21 protein-coding genes, 1 pseudogene and 1 other annotated feature are annotated in these 23,314 nt (G+C 53.6%); of the genes and pseudogenes, 16 read left to right on the plus strand and 6 right to left on the minus strand.

Annotated elements, in window-relative coordinates:
- Window positions 1-6: 6 nt before the first annotated feature.
- Both radA and nadR read left to right on the plus strand, forming a co-directional pair.
- Window positions 7-1,389, plus strand: a complete 1,383-nt coding sequence (gene radA / locus ABGA49_RS09440; RefSeq protein ID WP_088237431.1) for a DNA repair protein RadA — start codon at window positions 7-9, stop codon at window positions 1,387-1,389.
- A gap of 29 nt (window positions 1,390-1,418) precedes the next feature.
- Window positions 1,419-2,645 carry a multifunctional transcriptional regulator/nicotinamide-nucleotide adenylyltransferase/ribosylnicotinamide kinase NadR gene (gene nadR, locus ABGA49_RS09445; protein WP_061497868.1) on the plus strand — a complete coding sequence of 409 codons (1,227 nt, stop codon included), beginning with the start codon at window positions 1,419-1,421 and terminating at the stop codon, window positions 2,643-2,645.
- A gap of 11 nt (window positions 2,646-2,656) precedes the next feature.
- On the opposite strand, the gene ettA is transcribed toward nadR, so the two are convergent.
- A complete protein-coding gene (gene ettA / locus ABGA49_RS09450) occupies window positions 2,657-4,324 on the minus strand; it encodes an energy-dependent translational throttle protein EttA (RefSeq protein ID WP_071890613.1) in 1,668 nt (555 codons plus the stop codon).
- Between the two features lie 218 nt (window positions 4,325-4,542).
- Between ettA and sltY the strand changes: the two genes are divergently transcribed.
- Window positions 4,543-6,483 (plus strand): murein transglycosylase, encoded by a 1,941-nt coding sequence (gene sltY, locus ABGA49_RS09455; RefSeq protein ID WP_088237357.1) that lies wholly within the window; start codon window positions 4,543-4,545, stop codon window positions 6,481-6,483.
- 74 nt (window positions 6,484-6,557) lie between these two features.
- On the plus strand, window positions 6,558-6,887 hold the full coding sequence (gene trpR, locus ABGA49_RS09460; protein ID WP_061497861.1) for a trp operon repressor: 330 nt from the start codon (window positions 6,558-6,560) through the stop codon (window positions 6,885-6,887).
- On the opposite strand, the gene yjjX is transcribed toward trpR, so the two are convergent.
- Window positions 6,878-7,393 carry an inosine/xanthosine triphosphatase gene (gene yjjX, locus ABGA49_RS09465; RefSeq protein ID WP_061497860.1) on the minus strand — a complete coding sequence of 172 codons (516 nt, stop codon included), beginning with the start codon at window positions 7,391-7,393 and terminating at the stop codon, window positions 6,878-6,880. The genes trpR and yjjX overlap by 10 nt on opposite strands.
- Window positions 7,394-7,492: 99 nt before the next feature.
- Between yjjX and gpmB the strand changes: the two genes are divergently transcribed.
- Entirely contained in the window at window positions 7,493-8,140 is a 648-nt protein-coding gene (gene gpmB / locus ABGA49_RS09470; protein WP_061497859.1) for a 2,3-diphosphoglycerate-dependent phosphoglycerate mutase GpmB, read from the plus strand.
- Here gpmB and robA read toward each other — a convergent pair.
- Window positions 8,137-9,012, minus strand: a complete 876-nt coding sequence (gene robA / locus ABGA49_RS09475; RefSeq protein WP_061497858.1) for an MDR efflux pump AcrAB transcriptional activator RobA — start codon at window positions 9,010-9,012, stop codon at window positions 8,137-8,139. The two genes, gpmB and robA, sit on opposite strands and share 4 nt — an antisense overlap.
- Window positions 9,013-9,226: 214 nt before the next feature.
- Here robA and creA point away from each other — a divergent pair, with 214 nt between their 5' ends.
- From creA to creD, 4 genes are read left to right on the plus strand one after another with little or no spacing between them, the layout of a single operon-like run.
- On the plus strand, window positions 9,227-9,700 hold the full coding sequence (gene creA / locus ABGA49_RS09480; RefSeq protein ID WP_061497856.1) for a protein CreA: 474 nt from the start codon (window positions 9,227-9,229) through the stop codon (window positions 9,698-9,700).
- Between the two features lie 4 nt (window positions 9,701-9,704).
- Complete coding sequence (gene creB / locus ABGA49_RS09485) at window positions 9,705-10,400, plus strand: two-component system response regulator CreB (RefSeq protein WP_088237358.1); 696 nt, start codon at window positions 9,705-9,707, stop codon at window positions 10,398-10,400.
- Window positions 10,400-11,824 (plus strand): two-component system sensor histidine kinase CreC, encoded by a 1,425-nt coding sequence (gene creC / locus ABGA49_RS09490; RefSeq protein ID WP_347665483.1) that lies wholly within the window; start codon window positions 10,400-10,402, stop codon window positions 11,822-11,824. Before creB ends, creC begins: the two co-directional genes overlap by 1 nt.
- 57 nt (window positions 11,825-11,881) lie before the next feature.
- Window positions 11,882-13,261, plus strand: coding sequence for a cell envelope integrity protein CreD (gene creD / locus ABGA49_RS09495; RefSeq protein ID WP_347665484.1), 1,380 nt, complete (start codon window positions 11,882-11,884; stop codon window positions 13,259-13,261).
- A 40-nt stretch (window positions 13,262-13,301) separates the two neighbouring features.
- Here the strand turns inward: creD and arcA are convergent, their stop codons facing one another.
- Complete coding sequence (gene arcA, locus ABGA49_RS09500; protein ID WP_061497839.1) at window positions 13,302-14,018, minus strand: two-component system response regulator ArcA; 717 nt, start codon at window positions 14,016-14,018, stop codon at window positions 13,302-13,304.
- Window positions 14,019-14,112: 94 nt separating this feature from the next.
- On the opposite strand from arcA, the pseudogene yjjY reads away from it, so the two are divergent.
- From yjjY to ABGA49_RS09535, 7 genes and pseudogenes are all read left to right on the plus strand, one after another.
- Window positions 14,113-14,252: pseudogene (gene yjjY, locus ABGA49_RS09505) on the plus strand (protein YjjY).
- Between the two features lie 401 nt (window positions 14,253-14,653).
- Window positions 14,654-15,340 carry a tRNA/rRNA methyltransferase gene (locus ABGA49_RS09510; protein ID WP_347665485.1) on the plus strand — a complete coding sequence of 229 codons (687 nt, stop codon included), beginning with the start codon at window positions 14,654-14,656 and terminating at the stop codon, window positions 15,338-15,340.
- Window positions 15,341-15,550: 210 nt separating this feature from the next.
- Window positions 15,551-15,619, plus strand: a complete 69-nt coding sequence (thrL, locus tag ABGA49_RS09515) for a thr operon leader peptide (RefSeq protein ID WP_134319007.1) — start codon at window positions 15,551-15,553, stop codon at window positions 15,617-15,619.
- Window positions 15,558-15,675 (plus strand) — a sequence feature (Thr leader region). It overlaps the preceding gene by 62 nt.
- 24 nt (window positions 15,676-15,699) lie before the next feature.
- On the plus strand, window positions 15,700-18,162 hold the full coding sequence (gene thrA, locus ABGA49_RS09520) for a bifunctional aspartate kinase/homoserine dehydrogenase I (protein WP_347665486.1): 2,463 nt from the start codon (window positions 15,700-15,702) through the stop codon (window positions 18,160-18,162).
- A 1-nt stretch (window position 18,163) separates the two neighbouring features.
- The gene (gene thrB, locus ABGA49_RS09525; protein WP_061497833.1) at window positions 18,164-19,093 is read left to right on the plus strand and encodes a homoserine kinase; all 930 of its coding nucleotides are present in this window, start codon (window positions 18,164-18,166) and stop codon (window positions 19,091-19,093) included.
- Between the two features lie 3 nt (window positions 19,094-19,096).
- Window positions 19,097-20,383, plus strand: a complete 1,287-nt coding sequence (gene thrC, locus ABGA49_RS09530) for a threonine synthase (protein ID WP_088237362.1) — start codon at window positions 19,097-19,099, stop codon at window positions 20,381-20,383.
- Between the two features lie 193 nt (window positions 20,384-20,576).
- Window positions 20,577-20,873 (plus strand): DUF2502 domain-containing protein, encoded by a 297-nt coding sequence (locus ABGA49_RS09535; RefSeq protein WP_061497829.1) that lies wholly within the window; start codon window positions 20,577-20,579, stop codon window positions 20,871-20,873.
- A gap of 37 nt (window positions 20,874-20,910) precedes the next feature.
- Here the strand turns inward: ABGA49_RS09535 and yaaA are convergent, their stop codons facing one another.
- The gene (gene yaaA / locus ABGA49_RS09540; protein WP_347665487.1) at window positions 20,911-21,684 is read right to left on the minus strand and encodes a peroxide stress protein YaaA; all 774 of its coding nucleotides are present in this window, start codon (window positions 21,682-21,684) and stop codon (window positions 20,911-20,913) included.
- An 80-nt stretch (window positions 21,685-21,764) separates the two neighbouring features.
- Window positions 21,765-23,195: a sodium:alanine symporter family protein gene (locus ABGA49_RS09545; RefSeq protein WP_347665488.1), complete on the minus strand. Its 1,431-nt coding sequence runs from the start codon at window positions 23,193-23,195 to the stop codon at window positions 21,765-21,767.
- Window positions 23,196-23,314 lie beyond the last annotated feature (119 nt).

A 23,314-nucleotide genomic window follows, 5' to 3' on the forward strand; every position in this document is an offset into this window, starting at 1 on the left:
GTGAGTGTGGCGAAAGCTCCGAAACGCGCGTTTGTCTGTAATGAATGCGGTGCAGATTACCCGCGCTGGCAGGGGCAGTGCAGTGCCTGTCATGCCTGGAACACCATTACGGAAATACGTGTTGCTGCGTCGCCCACCGTGGCGCGCAATGAGCGTCTCGCTGGCTATGCCGGCAGTGCGGGCGTATCGAAAGTGCAAAAACTTGCCGATATCAGCCTTGAAGAGCTGCCGCGCTTCTCTACCGGTTTTAAAGAGTTTGACCGTGTGCTCGGCGGTGGCGTTGTGCCCGGCAGCGCTATCCTGATTGGCGGAAACCCTGGCGCGGGCAAGTCCACGCTGCTGTTGCAGACGTTGTGCAAACTCGCCGAACAGATGAAAACGCTGTATGTCACGGGTGAAGAGTCACTGCAACAGGTGGCGATGCGTGCTCACCGACTTGGATTACCGACGGCCAACCTGAATATGTTGTCGGAAACCAGTATCGAGCAAATCTGCATGATCGCAGAGGAGGAGCAGCCGAAACTGATGGTGATCGACTCCATTCAGGTCATGCATATGGCGGATATCCAGTCATCGCCGGGCAGTGTCGCGCAGGTGCGTGAAACAGCGGCTTACCTGACGCGGTTCGCTAAAACACGCGGCGTGGCGATTGTGATGGTCGGCCATGTGACGAAAGACGGTTCCCTGGCGGGACCGAAAGTGCTGGAGCACTGCATCGACTGTTCGGTACTGCTTGACGGTGATGCGGATTCCCGTTTCCGTACGCTGCGTAGCCACAAAAACCGTTTTGGCGCGGTTAATGAACTGGGTGTGTTCGCCATGACCGAGCAGGGGTTGCGCGAAGTGAGCAATCCCTCGGCTATTTTCCTCAGTCGTGGCGATGAGGTGACTTCCGGCAGCTCTGTAATGGTGGTGTGGGAAGGTACCCGTCCGCTATTGGTAGAGATTCAGGCGCTGGTGGATCACTCAATGATGTCAAATCCCCGGCGGGTTGCAGTAGGTCTGGAACAAAACCGTCTGGCGATCCTGCTGGCGGTGCTGCATCGTCACGGTGGGTTGCAGATGGCGGATCAGGACGTGTTTGTGAACGTTGTTGGTGGGGTGAAGGTCACCGAAACCAGTGCTGACCTTGCACTATTGCTGGCGATGGTTTCCAGTCTGCGCGACAGACCGCTGCCGCAGGATTTGGTGGTGTTTGGCGAAGTGGGGCTGGCCGGTGAGATCCGCCCGGTGCCAAGCGGCCAGGAGCGTATTTCGGAAGCCGCCAAGCATGGTTTCCGCCGCGCCATCGTTCCGGCGGCGAATGTGCCGAAAAAAGTGCCGGAAGGGATGCAGATTTTCGGTGTGAAGAAGCTGGCGGATGCGTTAAGCGTCTTTGACGACTTATAATTGGCTAATGATTTTTGCAGGAGGCAATAATGTCGTCATTTGACTACTTAAAAAACGCCATTCGTCAGAAAGGCTGCACGTTACAACAGGTGGCGGATGCCAGCGGTATGACCAAAGGCTATTTGAGCCAGTTGCTGAACGCCAAGATTAAAAGCCCCAGCGCGCAAAAGCTGGAAGCATTACACCGCTTTCTCGACCTTGAATTTCCCCGTCGTGAGAAGAATATCGGCGTGGTGTTCGGCAAATTTTATCCGCTTCATACCGGGCACATCTACCTGATCCAGCGTGCCTGTAGCCAGGTCGATGAGTTACATATCATCCTTGGCTATGATGACACCCGCGATCGCGAGTTGTTTGAAGACAGCGCAATGTCGCAGCAGCCGACGGTAAGTGACCGTCTGCGCTGGTTATTGCAGACCTTTAAGTACCAGAAAAACATTCGTATTCATGCCTTCAATGAAGAGGGCATGGAGCCGTATCCCCACGGCTGGGATGTCTGGAGTAAGGGTATTAAGGCGTTTATGGCCGGGAAAGGTATTACGCCGAACTGGATTTACACCTCAGAAGAGGCGGATGCGCCGCAGTACTTGCAGCATCTGGGCATTGAAGCGGTGCTGGTGGATCCAAAGCGTACCTTTATGAATATCAGCGGCTCGCTGATCCGCGAGAACCCGTTCCGCTACTGGGAATATATCCCAACGGAGGTGAAGCCGTTCTTCGTGCGTACGGTGGCGATCCTCGGTGGTGAATCCAGTGGGAAATCGACGCTGGTGAATAAGCTCGCCAATATTTTCAACACCACCAGCGCATGGGAATTTGGCCGCGATTATGTGTTCTCGCATCTCGGCGGCGATGAAATCGCTTTACAATATTCCGATTACGACAAGATTGCGCTGGGGCACGCTCAGTACATTGATTTTGCAGTAAAATATGCGAATAAAGTGGCGTTTATTGACACCGATTTTGTCACTACGCAGGCGTTCTGCAAAAAATATGAAGGGCGCGAGCATCCGTTTGTTCAGGCGCTGATTGATGAATACCGTTTCGACCTGGTGATCCTGCTGGAGAACAATACGCCGTGGGTTAATGATGGGCTACGCAGCCTTGGCAGTTCGGTGGATCGTAAAGAGTTCCAGGATATGCTGGTGTCGATGCTGCGGGAAAACAACATTGATTTTGTGCGGGTGGAAGAAGCGGATTACGATTCGCGCTTCCTGCAATGCGTTGAACTGGTGAAAAAGCTGATGGGGCCGTAGCCCCATCAGATTTATTTCGCGATACGTTTGTACTTCATTCGTTTCGGCTCCAGCGCGTCTGCGCCCAGCGTACGTTTCTTGTACTCTTCGTATTCGGTGAAGTTACCTTCAAAGAACTCCACTTTACCCTCATCCTGATAATCAAGAATATGGGTCGCAATGCGGTCGAGGAACCAGCGGTCGTGCGAGATAACCATCGCACAGCCCGGGAACTCGAGCAGGGCGTTTTCCAGCGCGCGCAGGGTTTCAATATCCAGGTCGTTAGTCGGTTCATCGAGCAGCAGAACGTTGCCGCCAACCTGCAGCAGTTTCGCCAGATGCAGACGACCGCGCTCACCCCCTGACAGCTCACCTACGCGTTTGCCCTGATCGGTGCCTTTGAAGTTGAAGCGACCAACATAGGCGCGGCTTGGCATTTCGGTGTTGCCGATACGCATGATATCCAGCCCGCCTGAGACTTCTTCCCACACGGTTTTGCTGTTGTCCATCGCATCACGGAACTGATCCACCGACGCCAGTTTTACCGTATCACCCAGGGTGATGCTGCCACTGTCTGGCTGCTCCTGACCTGACATCATACGGAACAGTGTCGATTTACCCGCACCGTTCGGACCGATAATGCCGACAATGGCCCCTTTGGGTACGGAGAACGACAGATTATCAATCAGCTGACGATCGCCGTAGGATTTGCTGAGGTTGCTGACTTCCACCACTTTGTCGCCCAGACGCGGTCCTGGTGGAATAAACAGTTCGTTGGTTTCGTTACGTTTCTGGTATTCGGTATTGTTAAGCTCTTCAAAGCGCGCCAGACGGGCTTTGCCCTTCGACTGACGGCCTTTCGTACCCTGGCGAACCCACTCCAGCTCTTTCTCAATGGATTTGCGGCGCGCCGCTTCCTGAGAAGCTTCCTGCGCCAGACGCTGATCTTTTTGTTCCAGCCAGGAGGAGTAGTTGCCTTCCCACGGAATCCCTTCGCCGCGGTCCAGCTCAAGGATCCAGCCTGCAACGTTATCAAGGAAGTAACGGTCGTGGGTGATCGCCACCACGGTACCTTCGAAGTCGTGCAGGAAGCGTTCCAGCCAGGCCACGGATTCCGCATCCAGGTGGTTGGTGGGTTCGTCAAGCAGCAGCATGTCCGGCTTTTCCAGCAGCAGACGGCACAGTGCCACGCGGCGGCGTTCACCCCCGGAGAGGTTGGCAATTTTCGCATCCCAGTCCGGCAGACGCAGCGCGTCTGCGGCGCGTTCAAGCTGCACATTCAGATTATGGCCGTCGTGCGCCTGGATAATCTCTTCAAATTTCCCTTGCTGTGCGGCAAGCTTATCGAAGTCAGCATCCGGTTCAGCGTATTTGGCATACACCTCATCCAGACCTTTCAGCGCGTTAACCACTTCAGCCACGGCTTCTTCTACAGATTCACGTACCGTCTGTTCCGGGTTAAGTTGCGGCTCTTGCGGCAAATAGCCGATCTTGATTCCCGGCTGCGGACGGGCTTCGCCTTCAATGTCTGTGTCGATGCCGGCCATGATGCGCAGCAGGGTAGATTTACCGGCGCCGTTAAGACCCAGCACGCCGATTTTTGCGCCAGGGAAGAAGCTTAGCGAGATATTTTTCAGAATATGACGTTTCGGCGGGACAACTTTGCCGACACGATGCATGGTATATACGAATTGAGCCACGTTGGACTTCGCCTCTTTTTATCGTCATAGAAGGAGTATTCAACAGCGGAGTGTAGCCGTTTTCGACGCTTAAGCCCAGCCAGCTAAGCCCGGAGTGTTAAATCCCGTGAGAAAGGTAAAAAAGTGTTCGGAACATGGCGCGTTAAGGCCTGCCCGGTTAGCATTACATCATGACGCGGCATGACGCTGCCACTAAGAGAGAATAAGAGGAAAGAGCTGTGCAGAGAGCTAAACATACCGCCTGGCGATTTGCGGCGGCCTGCGTTTGTTTGCTGTCCCTCAGTAATGCGGCGCGTGCGGATTCACTGGATGAACAACGTAATCGCTACGCGCAGATCAAAACTGCGTGGGATAACAAACAGATGGATGTGGTGCAGCAACTGCTGCCGACGCTGAAGACCTATCCGTTGTACCCCTATCTTGAATATCGCCAGATCACTGATGATCTGATGAATCAGCCCGCGATCACCGTCTCCAATTTTGTGCAGGCTAACCCCACGTTACCGGCGGCGCGTGCGCTGAAGTCCCGCTTTGTCAATGAACTGGCCCGCCGCCAGGACTGGCGAGGACTGCTGGCGTTCAGCCCGGAAAAACCGACCACCACTGAGGCGCAGTGTAACTACTACTTTGCTAAATGGAGCACCGGTCAGGCGGAAGAGGCCTGGGCCGGAGCAAAAGAGTTGTGGCTGACCGGCAAAAGCCAGCCGAATGCCTGTGACTCGCTTTTTGGCGCGTGGCGAGCCTCGGGTGCTCAGGATCCGCTAGCGTTCCTGGAACGCATTCGTCTGGCGATGAAAGCAGGCAATACTAAACTGGTCACACTGTTGGCCGGGCAGATGCCGTCGGACTATCAGACTATCTCAACGGCGATCATTAATCTGGCCAACGATCCCGGTACGGTGATGGATTTTGCCCGTACAACCGGCGCGACCGATTTTACGCGCCAGATGGCGGCGGAAGCTTTTGAAAGTGTAGCGCGCCAGGATGTGGAGAATGCCCGGTTGATGATCCCGTCGCTGGTGCAGGCGCAACAGTTAAACGACGAACAAACCCAGACTTTACGCGATATTGTCGCCTGGCGCTTAATGGGCAATGACGTCACCAGCGATCAGGCACGCTGGCGCGATGATGCAATCATGCGTTCGCAATCTATTTCGCTGCTCGAACGGCGCGTGCGTATGGCAATTGGCGATGGCGACCGCCGTGGGCTCAATACCTGGCTTTCCCGTTTGCCGATGGAGGCGAAAGAGAAAGATGAATGGCGATACTGGCAGGCGGATCTGTTGCTTGAACGCGGGCGAGACACGGAGGCCAAAGAGATCCTGCACGCGCTAATGCAGCAGCGTGGCTTCTACCCGATGGCCGCTGCTCAGCGTCTGGGTGAGGATTATCCGTTGCAGGTGGATAAGGCACCGGGTAACCCCGATCCCGCGTTGGTCCAGGGCGCGGAAATGGCGCGCGTGCGTGAGCTAATGTACTGGGGGCTGGATAACACTGCCCGTAGCGAGTGGGCCAATCTGGTGACCAGCCGCAACCAACAGGAGCAGGCGCAACTGGCGCGTTACGCGTTTAATCAGCACTGGTGGGATCTCAGCGTGCAGGCCACCATTGCCGGCAAACTGTGGGATCATCTGGAAGAGCGTTTCCCGCTGGCCTACAACGATCTTTATGCCCGTTACACCCGCGGCAAAGGGATCACCCAGAGCTATGCGATGGCAATTTCGCGCCAGGAAAGCGCGTGGAACCCCGCCGCACGTTCGCCAGTCGGGGCCAGCGGTCTGATGCAACTTATGCCTGGTACCGCAACGCACACGGTGAAGATGTTCAACATTCCAGGGTACAGTAATGCCAGTCAGCTCTTTGATCCGGAAACCAATATCAATATCGGCACCAGCTATCTGCAATATGTTTATCAGCAGTTTGGTAATAACCGTATTTTCTCCTCTGCCGCGTATAACGCCGGACCTGGACGTGTGCGTAGCTGGTTGAACAACAGTGGCGGGAAATTGGATGCGGTGGCGTTTGTTGAAAGCATTCCGTTTTCTGAAACCCGTAGCTATGTGAAAAACGTCCTCGCCTATGATGCGTACTATCGTTTCTTTATGGGTGAGAGAAAGCCTGCTGTGTTCAGTGATGCTGAATGGCAGCGCCGTTACTGATTTCTGTGGTTTATGCTATGCTGTGTACTCGCTTAAGAGTACACAGCACTGAACCCTGAGAGTGGCGGTAAATTATGACTCAGCAATCCCCTTATTCAGCAGCAATGGCCGAGCAACGCAACCAGGAGTGGCTGCGTTTTGTTGAACTGGTCCGGCAGTCTTATGAGAAGGATCTGCATATTCCGTTGCTTAACCTGATGCTTACACCGGACGAGCGTGAAGCATTGGGCACCCGAGTACGGATTATCGAAGAGCTGCTGCGTGGTGAGATGAGCCAGCGTGAGCTGAAATCCGAACTCGGTGCGGGCATCGCGACGATTACCCGTGGATCGAACAGCCTGAAGGCCGCGCCAGCGGATTTACGTTTGTGGCTGGAAGAGACCTTACTGAACGGTCAACGGTAAATCGCATTGTGAAACGGGCTGAGCGCGAGGATCACCGCCTGGTGGTAGACGCTCGCGCGGGTCAGTTTCCCGGCGGTGAACACGCCGATCGCGCCGTCCTTACGGCCAATTTCATCGATGCCGGTGTGGTGTGACATCACCGGTCCCAACGCTTCTCCTGCTCGTACTTTCTCCAGGATCACCGCCGGTAACGGAAGCGTAGCCGAGCGGGCTTCTCCGCGCTGGTGATGATTTTCAATCACCACCCAGCTAAAGGTGCTGTCGCCGTCTATACCGGCTTCAATGGCAACCCAAAAATCCGCTTCGGGTCGGATTTGCCGCGCGTTGGTAACACGATTTCGTGCGCCAGCCCGCGTTTCGTCACTGCCAAACGGCTGTTCCGGGACGCCACTATCGACGGAGACGGACTCAATATGGCAGGATCCCTCCCCGAAGATCTCGTTAAAAGCGTGCAGAATCGCCCGAATTTTTGCGGGATTAGTGGTAGCTGAGACAACATGGTGCATAATCTATACTTGGCTTGTCCGAAACGAGACGCGTTCTTTACTCCGGGCAGAGGCCTTCCTCAGAGAATAAATTCATCGCAGTATAATGGATAAAAAAGCATGTTACAGGTATACCTTGTTCGCCACGGTGAAACGCAGTGGAACGCCGAGCGTCGTATTCAAGGCCAGTCTGACAGTCCGTTAACCGACAAAGGGGAGCAGCAGGCCCGGCAGGTGGCTGAGCGCGCCAAAGCGTTAGGCATCACCCACATCATCGCCAGCGACCTGGGTCGAACGCGTCGTACGGCTGAAATTATCGCTGATGTTTGTGGCTGCGGAGTCACGCTTGAGCCGCGCTTACGCGAGCTGGATATGGGCGTGCTGGAGCGTCGCCACATCGAATCCCTGACGGAAGAAGAAGAGAGCTGGCGTCGCCAACTGGTGAATGGCACAGCGGATGGTCGTATTCCTGATGGTGAGTCTATGCAGGAGTTAAGTGACCGCATGCATGCGGCGCTGGCAAACTGCCTCGAACTGCCGGAAGGCAGCCGCCCGATGCTGGTCAGTCACGGTATGGCGCTGGGCTGTCTGGTCAGTACAATCCTTGGGCTTCCGGCTTGGGCTGAACGCCGTTTGCGTCTGCGCAACTGCTCCATTTCCCGTATCGATTATCAGCAAAGCCCGTGGCTGGCATCCGGATGGGTGGTGGAAACCGCAGGAGACGTCTCGCATCTGGACGCTCCCGCGCTGGATGAGTTACAGCGTTAGCGGCGAATAGGCACCAGAAACTCGCAGCGGATGTGCGCTGGCGGCTCGCGGTCGCTCTCGCTGCCATCATGCTGCGGATAAAAGTGCTCAATATCCTGCCCTTTGCGGCGCGTAAGGTTGAGCATTGGCATACAGGTGCCATACACCGTCAGGATAAATGCCTGTACGCCGTCCGGGGAGCCTTCGTAGGAAAACGCGACATAATCGCCGCCTTCCAGCAGCACAGGTTCGGCGTTATTCAAATGCCCGTTCGCCATCTCCGGTGTTAGCGCTGTTGTGTAAAACACTTCCTGTTCGTCATCTTTTTCCAGGCTCGGGCGCGGTTCATGCAGGCCGTACAACTCAGACGGGATGGTCGGAGAGTTACTTAAAAAGTCACGCCAGAACTGAATACGCATCTGATTACGGAAATCAGAGATCTCTTCCAATGAACAGGTATAACTCTGTGTTGTACCAATCAGGTGCATTGGTGGCAGCGTAACGAATTCATGCTTCGGCAGGGCAAATTCCCCCAGACGCATTGGCGGGCGGATGCCAAAAGCACTCCAGTCTGGTGAACGGCGGTAAAGTGCCGGCGTAACGGCAAACTGTTTTTTGAAGGCACGGGTAAAAGTTTGTTGTGAATCAAAGCGGTATTGTAGAGCTATATCCAGGATTGGGCGGGCGGTAAGGCGCAGCGCAACGGCAGACTTCGACAAACGACGTGCACGGATATACGCACCGATGGCATGGCCCGTTACGTCTTTGAACATCCTTTGCAAATGCCACTTGGAATAACCTGCTTTTGCCGCCACATTGTCTAAAGACAAGGGCTGATCCAGATGGCCTTCCAGCCAGGCAAGTAAGTCGCGAATGATCCCAGCCTGATCCATATAATATCCTCTTCCTTAAAACAGCGGTTAACGCTTGATACAAGGGACGGATGATAGCGGGTTTTTTTTGCTTTAGCATTCAGTGTTTTTTTTGTGCACTGATGCGCATTGTGACTGATTTTCATCATAAATTTTGTAAATTGGTGATCTTCAAACGAATTCTCATCATAAAGATGAATAGTTACGTAACGTAATATTCAAAAATGGTAACAATATGAAATACACAAAGTTAATAGTTCCTGCATTGCTGTTGACGACGCTGAGTGGCGCACACGCAGAACAAATTGGATCGGTGGATACCGTCTTCAAAATGTTTGGCCCCGATCATAAGATCGTGGTTGAGGCATTTGATGATCCGGACGTGAAAAACGTAACCTGCTATATCAGCCGGGCGAAAACTGGCGGTATCAAAGGCGGCCTGGGGCTGGCGGAAGATACCTCCGATGCTGCGATCTCTTGCCAGCAGGTAGGGCCGGTTGAGCTGACGGATAAAATTAAGAGCGGCAAGGCGCAGGGCGACGTGGTTTTCCAGAAGCGTACGTCTCTGGTGTTCAAGAAATTGCAGGTTGTGCGCTTCTATGATGAGAAACGTAACACTTTGGCCTATTTAGCCTATTCCGATAAAGTGGTGGAAGGTTCGCCGAAAAATGCATTGAGCGCGGTACCGATCATGCCATGGAGTAAGTAACAGAATGCCTGGAGTGCAACCGCTGATCTGGCTGGTAGAAGATGAAATCAGCATCGCTGAAACGCTCATTTACATGTTGCAACAAGATGGGTTTAGCGTCACTGCCTTTGAGCGTGGACTGCCGGTTCTTGATGCCGCAGTACAACGGTTACCGGATCTGGTTATTCTGGATGTTGGCCTGCCGGATATCAGCGGTTTCGAATTGTGTCGGCGGCTTCTGGCGCATGCGCCAGCGCTACCGGTGTTGTTCCTGACGGCTCGCAGTGATGAGGTGGATAAACTGCTGGGGCTGGAGATGGGCGCGGATGATTACATCGCGAAACCCTTTTCTCCACGGGAGGTCTGCGCCAGGGTGCGTACCGTACTGCGCAGGCTGCAAAAGTCGACGCTGCACAGCGATATGTTGCGGGTAGGGCAGTTTGAACTTGATGAAGCCGCCGCGCTGATTCGCTGGTGTGGTGAACCTTTGCTGCTGACGCGCTATGAGTTTCTGTTGTTAAAAACGTTGCTCCTGGCGCCCGGGCGCGTTTTCTCCCGCCAGCAGTTAATGGATCAGGTATGGAGCGACGCGCAGGAGAGTTTTGATCGCACCGTCGATACCCATATCAAGACGCTGCGCGCCAAATTACGTGCTATCAATCCGGAAAGTAATCCGATCAATACGCATCGTGGTATGGGCTATAGCCTGGGGATCCGCTAATGCGTATAGGCATGCGTTTGCTGCTGGGCTACTTTCTTATCGTTGCGGTGGCGGCGTGGTTCGTGTTGTCGATCTTTGTTCAGGAGATCAAACCTGGTGTGCGCCGCGCAACGGAAGGTACGCTCATTGATACCGCGACGTTGCTGGCGGAACTTGCCCGTGAGGATCTGCGTACCGGCCATGCACAAGATGGCAGACTGGCGCAGGCGTTCTCAACCCTCAATCATCATCCGATCAATGCCCATATCAGCGGTATCCATAAAGTCCGCAATGAGTACCACGTTTATATGACCGATGCTGCGGGGCGTGTGGTGTTTGATTCGGCCGGGAAAGCATTAGGCGAGGATTATTCCCGCTGGAATGATGTCTGGCTTACGCTGCGTGGGCAATATGGTGCGCGCAGTTCGCAGGCTGTCGCTGGCGAGCCGCAAAGTGCGGTGATGTATGTTGCCGCACCGGTGAGCGATGGGGGGCGGATTATTGGTGTTGTTAGTGTCGGCAAGCCTAACAGTGCAATGGATCCGGTGATCAAACGCAGCGAGCGACGGATCTTATGGGCCGGTGGCGCGTTGTTGGGGATTGCATTGCTGATTGGCGCGGTGATGGTGTGGTGGATCAATCGTTCCATTGGCAAACTGGCGCGTTATGCTGATTCTGTAACGGAGGATCGTCCGGTTCCACTGCCGGAGTTGGGCAGCAGTGAGCTACGCAAGCTGGCGCAGGCGCTGGAAAGCATGCGTGTGAAGCTGGAAGGTAAAAATTACATTGAACACTATATTTATGCACTGACGCACGAGCTTAAAAGCCCGTTGGCGGCCATTCGTGGCGCGGCGGAGATTCTGCGTGAGGGGCCGCCGCCCGATGTCGCGTCGCGTTTTACCGACAATATCCTGCGGCAAAACGCACGTATGCAGCACCTGGTGGAAAAACTGCTGCATCAGGCAAAGCTGGAAAATCGCCTGGAAATTGCGTTTATGCCTGTTGATGTGGACACGTTATTTCGCCAGTTACAGGAGCAGCGCAGTGTCGCGCTTGCTGCGAAAGGATTGACGCTTCACTGCGAGCCGGGAAATGTCCAGGTGGCGGGAGATAGCGAATTACTGGCACAGGCGCTGGGTAATCTGCTGGATAACGCTATTGACTTCACGCCAGCCGGCGGTGTGGTGACGCTTCGTGCCAGCGATGAGGGTGCGGCGCGGGTGCTCTCAGTCAGTGACAGTGGTTCAGGTATTCCGGAGTATGCGCTGACGCGCGTGTTTGAGCGTTTTTACTCATTGCCACGGGAAAATGGGCAGAAAAGCAGCGGCCTCGGGCTGGCATTTGTTCGGGAAGTCGCCCGTTTGCATCACGGTGAGATTATTGTGTCGAATCGTGCACAAGGCGGTTGCGAAGCCCGGCTGATACTTCATCCTCACTTCACATAACTTCAAATCCTTCACACATAGCCTCGCTACTCTGCGTACATCACAAAGGAGAAGGCTATGTTGAAATCCCCCCTGTTCTGGAAAATGTTAACCCTCGCGGGTTGCTTCTGTGTTCTGCTGATTCCGCTGACAATGCTCAGCAGTCTGATCGGTGAGCGCGCGAACTACCGTAATGACGTGACAGATACGCTGCGCCAAAGCAGTGCCGGCGCGCAGAAATTGATTGGCCCCTTGATTGCTGTTCCGGTAACGGAAACCGTAATTTCAATGGAAAGCGCTGGCGATAAAGATGCGCCAAAAGAGGTGCGTCGTAAGCACAGTTATATACGCATGTGGTTGCCGGAGTCGCTGATGGTCAATGGCACGCAGCAGGTCGAAACGCGCAAAATTGGTATCTACGACGGGCAAATCTGGCATAACGAGATAGATATCAAAGCAGAGTTTGACCCAAAGCGGTTGGATATAAAGCCCGGCGAGAACATCACCCTGGGTGAGCCGTTTATGGTATTAGCCGTTAGCGATGCCCGGGGAATTGGTCAGATACATACCACCCGCCTGAACGGCGAGGCGCTGAGCGTGGAACCCGGAACCGGGTTGATGAGTGAGTTGCAAGGGATCCATATGCCGCTTGCGGCGGAAAGCGTGAATAAACCCCTGCAACTGTCAATGTCCCTTAATCTGAGCGGCACTGGCGCGTTCTCGGTAGTGCCATTGGGCCGTAACAGTGAAATGACGCTGAATAGCGACTGGCCGCATCCGGGGTTTATGGGCGATTTCCTGCCTGAAAAACGGGAAGTGAGCGCCAGTGGTTTTCAGGCACACTGGCAAAGTAGCTGGTTTGCCAACAATCTGGACAGTAAAGTGCGCGATAACATCAGGCTTGCCGCCAGCAACGACTGGGTTCTGCCTGCATTTAGCGTCAATATCGCCACACCAGCGGATCAGTACCAATTAACTGACAGGGCTGTGAAGTATGCCGTGTTATTGATTGTACTGACATTTCTTGCGTTCTTTGTTTTTGAAAGCTTAACCGCGCGGCAGATGCACCCCATGCAGTACATGCTGGTTGGGCTGTCGCTGGTGATGTTCTATCTGGTGCTGCTGGCCTTGTCTGAACATACCGGATTTACGCTCGCCTGGATCATTGCCAGCCTTCTTGGCGCATTGCTGAATGGGATCTATCTGCAGGGTGTGATGCGAAGCTGGCGCGCCAGTTTACTGTTTACCGCCGCGCTGCTATTGCTGGATGGTGTGATGTGGGGGTTACTGAATTCAGAGGATAACGCGCTACTGCTTGGCACAGGCGTCTTGTTTGTGGCGCTAAGCACGGTAATGTTCCTGACGCGTAAACTCGACTGGTACAGGTTGTCGGCGGGCAGAAAAAAGACGAATGAGCCTGTCGCGGATGCTGAAGACGCATTACGTATCTGGAAATAAAAAAAGCGGCGCTGAGCGCCGCTTTTTCGTCTTTATTCACTTATTCCTGCAAATCGCCGCAGAAACGGTAACCTTCGCCATGGATGGTGGCGATGATTTCCGGCGTATCCGGGGTCGATTCAAAATGTTTGCGAATGCGACGAATGGTCACATCCACAGTACGGTCGTGCGGTTTCAGCTCGCGACCGGTCATTTTTTTCAGCAGTTCTGCGCGGGACTGAATTTTGCCAGGATTTTCGCAGAAGTGCAGCATCGCGCGGAATTCGCTGCGCGGCAGCTTATACTGCTCACCGTTCGGGCTGACCAGCGAACGGCTGTTGATATCCAGTTCCCAGCCATTGAATTTGTAGCTATCGACGCTGCGGCGTTCTTCGCTAACCGTGCCCAGGTTCATGGTACGGGACAGCAGATTGCGCGCACGGATAGTCAGTTCGCGTGGGTTGAACGGTTTGGTGATGTAGTCGTCTGCACCAATTTCGAGGCCCAGAATTTTATCGACTTCGTTATCACGCCCTGTCAGGAACATCAGCGCCACATCCGCTTGTTCGCGTAATTCACGCGCCAGCAGCAGGCCGTTTTTGCCTGGCAGGTTGATATCCATAATCACCAGATTGATATCATTGTCCGAAAGGATCTGATGCATTTCAGCGCCATCAGTCGCTTCAAAGACATCGTAGCCTTCTGCTTCGAAAATGCTTTTTAACGTGTTGCGTGTTACCAACTCGTCTTCAACAATAAGAATGTGCGGGGTCTGCATGTTTGCTACCTAAATTGCCAACTAAATCGAAACAGGAAGTACAAAAGTCCCTGACCAGCCTGGTGCATGTAGAAAATTAACATGACGGCGTAACATGACTAAAGTACGTATTGCGTTCTTGATGCACTTTCCATCAACGTCAACAACATCATTAGCTTGGTCGTGGGTACTATCCCTCTGAACCCGACAGTGTCAAAAACGGCTGTCATCCTAACCATTTTAACAGCAACATAACAGGCTAAGACGTAAATGACACCCAATAAAACTACGCTTCGTTGACATATATCAAGTTCAATTGTAGCACGTTAACAGTTTAGCGAAATCATGATAGCTAATTGCTAGCGTTTATTACAATTCTACAATAAACCAACTAGTTGCGAATATTAATTGATAAACACGACGAATCCAACACTATGGCAAGAACCTGTATTAAAATGCCATGAATAAACATAGGGATAAGTCCCTTCTGTTAACATCTTAGCAGGTAATATCACGCGTAAACAGTTTAGCTTTTTTTAACCGTTATCAGGGGCTAAATCAGTGATTCCTGTTACAAAATTGTAAATTCGTGACGCGTAATATGCTGACATTGGTCATATATTGACGCGTGACTTCAGTAAAACAGAGAAGGTCAAATGAAGCTGGCAGTTGTGCTTGTTTCCCCTGCCCGAGCCGAAAATGTCGGTGCGGCAGCCCGGGCGATGAAAACCATGGGGTTTAGCGACTTACGTATTGTCGACAGCGATGCGCACAGACAGGAGGGCGCGCGCCGTGTTGCGCACGGCTCTGGCGATATCCTTGATAATGCTAGAACTTATTCGACACTGGCCGACGCGCTGGCCGATGTTTCGTTTACGATTGCGACCACTGCGCGCAGCAGAGCAAAGTTCCATTACTACGCGACGCCTGTGGAACTGGTTCCGCTTTTAGAAGAAAAAAGCACATGGCTTAGCACCGCGGCGCTGGTTTTCGGGCGGGAAGATTCGGGGCTGACAAATGAAGAGCTGGCATTGGCGGATATTTTAACCGGTGTGCCCATGGTGGCGGATTATCCTTCCCTTAATCTGGGGCAGGCGGTGATGGTTTACTGCTATCAATTAGCGTCGTTAATGCAACATGCTCCTGAAGGAGCAGCCCAGGTTGATGGTAATCAACTGCGGGCGCTGCGATTACGGGTACATGCTTTGCTGGAAAAATTAGCGGTTGCGGACGATATCAAAATGGCCGACTGGCTGGATCAACGTCTGGGGCTGCTGGCACAACGCGACACTGCCATGTTGCATCGATTGCTCCATGATATTGAAAAAAAATTGATCGAGTAAGCTGCTGTGATAAGTTTATTTTATAGTTAAAGTCACTGCGAGAGAAGGCCGTCCTGGTCTGAACAGGTTGTTTGGTAATCAAGTTTTAGCGTAGTTGCAACTGTTTAAAAAACAACCAAAATGAAAAATAAATTGACTTAAGCAGGCAGATACTTTAACCAATAGAGGATACAGCACAGACAGATAACAATGACAGAGCACACAACATCCATGACACGCATCAGCACGATTATCACCATTACAACCATCACCATTACCACAGGTAACGGTGCGGGCTGACGCGTACAGGAAACACAGAAAAAAGCCCGCACCTGAACAGTGCGGGCTTTTTTTTCGACCAAAGATCAAGGGGTAAAACCATGCGAGTCTTGAAGTTCGGCGGTACATCAGTGGCAAATGCGGAACGGTTTCTGCGTGTTGCCGACATCCTGGAAAGCAATGCCAGGCAGGGGCAGGTAGCAACCGTACTCTCTGCCCCGGCGAAAATCACTAATCACCTGGTTGCGATGATCGAAAAAACGATCGGTGGCCAGGATGCATTACCGAATATCAGCGACGCTGAACGTATTTTTGCTGAACTTCTGCAAGGACTGGCGGATGCGCAACCAGGTTTCCCCCTCGCACAGTTAAAAGCCTTTGTTGAACAAGAGCTCGCGCAGATCAAACACGTTCTGCACGGTATTAGCTTGCTGGGGCAGTGCCCGGACAGCATTAACGCCGCGCTTATCTGCCGCGGTGAGAAATTATCCATAGCCATCATGGCGGGTTTGCTCGAAGCGCGCGGACATAAAGTGAGTGTGATCGATCCGGTTGAGAAGTTACTCGCCGTTGGTCATTACCTCGAATCGACCGTTGATATTGCCGAATCCACTCGGCGTATCGCCGCCAGCCGTATCCCGCAGGATCATATGGTGTTGATGGCGGGTTTTACCGCCGGCAACGAGAAAGGTGAACTGGTCGTGTTGGGCCGTAATGGTTCTGATTACTCTGCAGCAGTGTTAGCGGCCTGCCTGCGTGCTGATTGTTGCGAGATCTGGACGGATGTTGATGGGGTTTATACCTGCGATCCGCGACAGGTGCCGGACGCCAGGTTACTGAAGTCGATGTCGTATCAGGAGGCCATGGAGCTCTCTTATTTCGGCGCTAAAGTTCTTCACCCCCGCACTATCACCCCTATCGCCCAGTTCCAAATCCCTTGCCTGATTAAAAACACCGGAAACCCGCAAGCGCCTGGCACGCTTATCGGCGCGACGTCGGATGAAGACGGTCTGCCGGTAAAAGGGATCTCCAACCTGAATAATATGGCGATGTTCAGCGTTTCCGGTCCGGGTATGAAAGGTATGGTCGGCATGGCAGCGCGCGTATTTGCAGCGATGTCGCGCTCCGGTATTTCGGTCGTGCTGATCACGCAGTCCTCTTCTGAGTACAGCATCAGTTTCTGCGTACCGCAATCGGATTGCGTTCGCGCTCAGCGCGCCATGAACGAGGAGTTTTACCTGGAGTTAAAAGAAGGCCTGCTGGAACCGCTGGCAGTGATGGAGCGTCTGGCGATCATCTCTGTTGTCGGCGACGGTATGCGTACATTGCGCGGGATCTCTGCCAAATTCTTCGCGGCGCTGGCTCGCGCCAATATCAATATTGTCGCGATTGCACAGGGCTCTTCCGAGCGTTCAATTTCTGTTGTCGTCAGCAATGATGATGCCACTACTGGTGTGCGTGTGACGCATCAAATGTTGTTTAACACCGATCAAGTGATTGAAGTGTTTGTTATCGGCGTCGGGGGCGTGGGCGGTGCGCTGTTGGAACAGATCAAACGCCAGCAGACCTGGCTGAAGAACAAGCATATCGACTTACGCGTTTGCGGCGTGGCGAACTCCAGGGCGTTGCTGACTAACGTACACGGTCTGGATCTGGATAATTGGCGTGAAGAGTTGGCTGCCGCGAAAGAGCCTTTCAATCTGGGGCGCTTGATCCGCCTGGTGAAAGAGTATCACCTGCTTAACCCGGTGATTGTGGATTGCACTTCGCACCAGGCCGTGGCCGATCAATATGCCGACTTCCTGCGTGAAGGTTTCCACGTGGTAACGCCGAACAAAAAAGCCAACACCTCGTCAATGGATTACTATCATCAGCTGCGTCGCGCAGCGGAGAAATCCCGTCGTAAATTCCTGTATGACACCAACGTTGGTGCGGGTCTGCCGGTGATTGAAAACCTGCAAAATCTGCTCAATGCTGGCGACGAATTACAGCATTTCTCCGGCATTCTCTCCGGTTCCCTGTCGTTTATCTTCGGCAAGCTGGATGAGGGAATGAGCCTGTCGGCAGCGACCAACATGGCACGCGAGATGGGCTATACCGAACCGGATCCGCGAGACGATCTTTCCGGCCAGGACGTGGCGCGTAAACTCTTGATTCTGGCTCGCGAAACGGGCCGTGAGCTGGAACTGTCGGATATTGTGATTGAACCGGTATTACCTGCCACTTTTGATGATTCCGGTGATGTTGAGAGTTTTATGGGGCGTTTGCCGCAGCTTGATGATGCGTTTGCAGCGCGTGTAGCAAAAGCCCGTGATGCAGGCAAAGTTCTGCGTTATGTTGGCAATATTGAGGAAGACGGTACCTGCCGGGTGAAGATTGCCGAAGTTGATGGTAACGATCCGCTGTTCAAAGTGAAAAATGGCGAGAATGCGCTGGCATTCTACAGCCATTACTATCAACCGCTTCCGCTGGTATTACGCGGTTACGGTGCGGGTAATGATGTGACGGCGGCGGGTGTGTTCGCCGACCTGCTCCGCACCCTGTCATGGAAGTTAGGAGTCTGAGATGGTAAAGGTTTATGCTCCGGCCTCCAGTGCCAATATGAGCGTGGGTTTTGATGTACTTGGTGCTGCCGTAACGCCCGTTGATGGCACCTTGTTGGGCGACACCGTTTCGGTGGAAGCGGCGGATCATTTTAGTCTGCAAAATCTCGGTCGCTTTGCCAGCAAATTGCCGAGTGAGCCCCGGGAAAATATCGTCTATCAATGCTGGGAGCTGTTCTGCCGGGAGATTGGTAAGTCGGTTCCGGTGGCGATGACGCTGGAAAAGAATATGCCGATTGGCTCCGGTCTGGGCTCCAGCGCGTGTTCGGTCGTTGCCGCATTGGTGGCAATGAACGAGTTTTGCGGGAAACCGCTGGGTGATACCCGGATGCTGGCGCTGATGGGTGAACTGGAAGGGCGCATTTCCGGCAGTGTGCATTATGATAACGTCGCGCCCTGTTTCCTCGGCGGTATGCAACTGATGATCGAGGAAAGCGGCATTATCAGCCAGCAAGTGCCAGGCTTTGATGAGTGGTTATGGGTGCTTGCCTATCCGGGCATTAAAGTCTCGACAGCGGAAGCCCGGGCAATTTTGCCGGCACAGTATCGCCGTCAGGACTGTATTGCTCATGGTCGTCATCTGGCAGGCTTTATTCACGCTTGCTACAGCCGTCAGCCAGGTCTGGCGGCAAAATTAATGAAAGACGTGATTGCCGAACCATACCGCATGAAATTGCTGCCGGGGTTTGACCAGGCACGGCAGGCCGTGGCGGATATCGGCGCTGTGGCGTGCGGGATCTCCGGTTCCGGCCCAACGTTATTTGCACTGTGTGACAAACCGGACACGGCCCAACGCGTGGCTGACTGGCTGGGTAAACACTATCTGCAAAATCAGGAAGGCTTCGTTCATATTTGCCGGCTGGATACGGCGGGCGCACGAGTAGTGGGATAACCAATGAAACTCTACAATTTAAAAGATCACAACGAGCAGGTCAGCTTTGCGCAGGCCGTCACCCAAGGGCTTGGCAAAAATCAGGGGCTGTTTTTCCCTCACGATTTACCGGAATTCAACCTGACGGAAATTGACGAGATGCTGAATCAGGATTTTGTCACCCGTAGCGCGAAAATCCTCGCTGCCTATATCGGTGATGAAATCCCTCAGGATGCGCTGGAAGCACGTGTTCGTGCGGCTTTTGCCTTCCCGGCGCCGGTGCGTTCGGTTGAAAGCGATGTGGGCTGCCTGGAACTCTTCCACGGGCCGACTCTGGCGTTCAAAGACTTTGGTGGGCGTTTTATGGCGCAGATGCTGAGCGCCATCAGCGGCGATAAACCAGTCACTATTTTGACCGCAACGTCAGGGGATACCGGAGCGGCAGTGGCGCATGCATTCTATGGCATGAAAAACGTCCGCGTTGTTATCCTCTATCCACAGGGCAAAATCAGCCCATTGCAGGAAAAACTGTTCTGCACGCTGGGTGGTAATATCGAAACGGTCGCTGTTGATGCGGACTTCGATGCCTGCCAGGCTCTGGTAAAACAGGCTTTTGACGATGAAGAGTTGAAAGCGGCGCTGGGGCTGAACTCAGCGAACTCGATCAACATTAGCCGTCTGCTGGCGCAGATTTGTTACTACTTTGAAGCGGTTGCACAACTGCCTCAGGAAGCGCGCAACCAACTGGTTGTCTCTGTCCCCAGCGGTAACTTCGGTGATTTGACCGCCGGCCTGCTGGCAAAATCCCTCGGCCTGCCGATCAAACGCTTTATTGCAGCGACCAATAGCAACGACACGGTTCCACGCTTCCTGAAAGAGGGTGAGTGGAAGCCAAAAGCGACCCAGGCCACGTTGTCTAACGCTATGGACGTCAGCCAACCCAATAACTGGCCGCGCGTCGAAGAGTTGTTCCGCCGTAAAATCTGGCGTCTCAATGAGTTGGGCTATGCCGCAGTGGATGATGAAACCACCAAAGCCACGATGCGTGAGCTGCAGGGCAAAGGCTATATTTCCGAGCCGCATGCGGCCATCGCCTATCGTGCGCTGCGCGATCAATTGAATCCGGGAGAATACGGTCTGTTCCTTGGGACTGCGCACCCGGCGAAGTTTAAAGAGAGCGTAGAGGAGATCCTGGGGGAACCGTTAGCGCTGCCAAAAGAACTGGCGGATCGCGCGGACCTGCCGCTGCTGTCCCATCAGTTGCCTGCGGATTTTGCGGCATTACGTCAGTTAATGATGCGTAACGCGTAATTTCTCTGTTTCCCCCTGTACTGGCGGGGGAAATGGGGAGAAATTATGTAGAGATCTGGCAGGGAAAAAGCAGAAATTCCCAATAAATGCGCAGGGTTAGAGAATAGGATTGCGCCAATAACAACGCAGGCAGGCGTTACGTAATCTCCTCACATCGGCCCACTACGGGCTGGATGATGCAAAGGAGTAACCTATGTTGAAACCTGTAATGTTAGCGCTTTCCATGATGTTGGTGGCTCCCCTTGCGGTTCAGGCCGCAGAAATCACGCTTGTGCCGGCAGTGAAACTGCAAATTGGCGACCGTGACAATAGCGGTCACTACTGGGATGGTGACCACTGGCGCGATCACAGTTGGTGGAAAAAACACTACGAATGGCGTGAAAACCGCTGGCAACCGCACGGCCACTTTGACGATCGTCGTGATGATCCCCGCGATCACCACGATGACCACCGTGGCGACCCGGAGCAGGAGTGGCAGCGCCACCCGTAACCTTTATCACCCTCTCCCGACCGGGAGAGGGTAACTTTTACTGTTCGTGGCGCTTAAACACCATTTCGCCTGTTACCGAAGCCTCTTCATCAAAGAAATAACCTTCGCTGTTGAATCCGGTTAACTGCTCAGGCTTCGTTAAACGATGCTCAATGATGTAACGGCTCATCAGGCCGCGCGCTTTCTTGGCATAGAAACTGATCACCTTAAATTTACCGTTCTTCTCATCAAGGAATACGGGCTTAATCAGCTGCGCATTCAGTTTTTGCGTTTTAACGGAACGGAAGTACTCATCAGAAGCCAGGTTCACCACCACGTTGTCGCCTTGCGCAGCAACCGCTTCATTGAGTTTGTTAGTGATCACATCGTCCCAAAATGAGTACAGATCTTTGCCTTTGGCGTTCTCGAGACGGATGCCCATTTCCAGGCGATAAGGTTGCATGAGATCCAACGGACGTAGCACGCCATATAAGCCAGACAGCATCCGCAGATGCTGCTGCGCGAAGTCGAAATCCGCGTCGCTGAATGTTTCAGCCTGAAGCCCGGTGTAGACATCGCCTTTAAAAGCCAGGATCGCCTGGCGGGCGTTATCCGGCGTGAAGTCTGGCTGCCAGTCATGAAAGCGGGTGGCGTTCAGGTCGGCCAGTTTATCGCTGATGCCCATCAACGTTTTGATTTGCGGCGCAGAGAGTTTGCGCGCGATCTTAATCAGTTGCTGCGAATAATCCAGCAGCTCCGGCTGCGTATAACGCGTAGTCGCCAGCGGGCTTTGGTAGTCGAGTGTTTTAGCAGGTGAAATTAAAATCAGCATACTCAGTCCTTGCTGTGCGAGAAATTTCCGCTGACTTTAGCAAAAAAAAGAACAAACTTGATCGATAGTTGCGATTAGCGCTACGAACGGGGAATGTCATCCCAGGCGCCTGGCGCCAGTTGCCGGTTAATATCCGGGTAGCGCTTGGGATCAAACACTGGCATGACGCCCAGCTTGCGCTGGCGCATATAATCGCGAGCCAGCAGCCTCACCACCGGGGACAGGAGCAGAATCGCAGTCAGATTGATCATCGCCATCAGCGCCATCACCACATCTGCAACGTGCCAGATCAGCGGCACGTTGATCACCGCGCCCAGTAACACCATCACCATGACACAGGTACGTAGCAGCAGGATATTTCGTCGGCTGTTGCGCCGCAGGAAGACAAGGTTATTTTCCGCGTAGATATAGTTGGCGACGATGGAAGTCAGAGCAAACAGAATCACGATAAGCGCCACAAAACCCGCGCCCCAGCCACCGGTGAGCGATACCATGGCCTGTTGCATTAACTGAATGCCGCCGTACGTGTCAGTGGCCGGGGTGACGCCTGCCAGTAATAGCACCAGTGCGCTGGCGGTGCACACCAGGAAGGTATCCGTTAATACGCCAATCATCTGTACTATGCCTTGCGCAGCGGGGTGCGGCGGCCATGATGCAGCGGTCGCGGCGGCATTGGGTGATGACCCCATGCCCGCCTCATTGGCAAACATACTGCGCTGAAAACCACTGGTGACGGCCTGGCTCAAGGTGTAAGCCATTGTGCCTGTTGCGGCCTCCTGCCAGCCAAAAGCGCTTTTAATGATGGTGATAAAGACCCCTGGCAGCAGATTCGCGTGCCAGAGGCTGATGCCAAAGCCCATGATAATCCACGTAAACGCCATTATCGGCACCATCCATTGCGTTAACCGGGCTACGCCTCTCAGACCTTTAACGATAAACAGGAAAGAGAATGCGGCCAGCAATGGACCGGTAATAAATCCCGGCACCTGCCAGGCATAGTGTATGGCGCGTGCGACAGCGCTGGATTGAATGGTATTAAATACCAGCCCATAGGTAAGCAGCAGAAAAACAGAGAACAGCACGCCCATCCAGCGCATGCCCAGCCCTCGTTCCATGTACCACGCCGGTCCCCCGCGTAGCTGGTGGCTGGCATCTCGCTCCTTGTAGAGCTGCGCCAGCGAGCACTCAGCAAAACTGGTTGCCATGCCGATGATGGCGGAAACCCACATCCAAAAAATAGCACCAGGGCCGCCTGTGGTAAGGGCAAACGCGACGCCCGCAAGGTTACCGCTGCCCAACCGCGTCGCCAGACTGAGGCATAATGCCTGATACGAAGAGAGCGTGCCGGGTTGCAATAAGCGACTGCTTTTCAGACTTAGCCCAAAGTCCGTGATAAAGCGAAAGGGAACAAACCGGGTGCGAAGCAAAAACCAGATACCCGCTGCCGCCAGCAGGTAAACCATTAAGGAGCCCCAGAGTATTTCGCTGATAAATGAGAAAAATTCTGGCATTAACGTCCCTCTTGTTGATGCCGGTAATCTGGTCCTGCAGCCTGTTGCAGGCGATGAATCCACTGAGTTTACCATACAATATTCACAGCATTGTCTGCGGTTGCGCTCACAGTGCGTCG

The sequence above is a fragment of the Kosakonia sp. WA-90 genome (genome assembly GCF_039871955.1).
Taxonomy (GTDB): domain Bacteria; phylum Pseudomonadota; class Gammaproteobacteria; order Enterobacterales; family Enterobacteriaceae; genus Kosakonia; species Kosakonia oryzendophytica.

Coding starts and splice junctions, on each gene's coding strand:
- nadR (WP_061497868.1), top strand. CDS start 1,419: ATGTCGTCATTTGACTACTTAAAAAACGCCATTCGTCAGAAAGGCTGC.
- trpR (WP_061497861.1), top strand. CDS start 6,558: ATGACTCAGCAATCCCCTTATTCAGCAGCAATGGCCGAGCAACGCAAC.
- yjjX (WP_061497860.1), bottom strand. CDS start 7,393: ATGCACCATGTTGTCTCAGCTACCACTAATCCCGCAAAAATTCGGGCG.
- gpmB (WP_061497859.1), top strand. CDS start 7,493: ATGTTACAGGTATACCTTGTTCGCCACGGTGAAACGCAGTGGAACGCC.
- robA (WP_061497858.1), bottom strand. CDS start 9,012: ATGGATCAGGCTGGGATCATTCGCGACTTACTTGCCTGGCTGGAAGGC.
- creA (WP_061497856.1), top strand. CDS start 9,227: ATGAAATACACAAAGTTAATAGTTCCTGCATTGCTGTTGACGACGCTG.
- creB (WP_088237358.1), top strand. CDS start 9,705: ATGCCTGGAGTGCAACCGCTGATCTGGCTGGTAGAAGATGAAATCAGC.
- creC (WP_347665483.1), top strand. CDS start 10,400: ATGCGTATAGGCATGCGTTTGCTGCTGGGCTACTTTCTTATCGTTGCG.
- creD (WP_347665484.1), top strand. CDS start 11,882: ATGTTGAAATCCCCCCTGTTCTGGAAAATGTTAACCCTCGCGGGTTGC.
- arcA (WP_061497839.1), bottom strand. CDS start 14,018: ATGCAGACCCCGCACATTCTTATTGTTGAAGACGAGTTGGTAACACGC.
- ABGA49_RS09510 (WP_347665485.1), top strand. CDS start 14,654: ATGAAGCTGGCAGTTGTGCTTGTTTCCCCTGCCCGAGCCGAAAATGTC.
- thrA (WP_347665486.1), top strand. CDS start 15,700: ATGCGAGTCTTGAAGTTCGGCGGTACATCAGTGGCAAATGCGGAACGG.
- thrB (WP_061497833.1), top strand. CDS start 18,164: ATGGTAAAGGTTTATGCTCCGGCCTCCAGTGCCAATATGAGCGTGGGT.
- thrC (WP_088237362.1), top strand. CDS start 19,097: ATGAAACTCTACAATTTAAAAGATCACAACGAGCAGGTCAGCTTTGCG.
- ABGA49_RS09535 (WP_061497829.1), top strand. CDS start 20,577: ATGTTGAAACCTGTAATGTTAGCGCTTTCCATGATGTTGGTGGCTCCC.
- yaaA (WP_347665487.1), bottom strand. CDS start 21,684: ATGCTGATTTTAATTTCACCTGCTAAAACACTCGACTACCAAAGCCCG.
- ABGA49_RS09545 (WP_347665488.1), bottom strand. CDS start 23,195: ATGCCAGAATTTTTCTCATTTATCAGCGAAATACTCTGGGGCTCCTTA.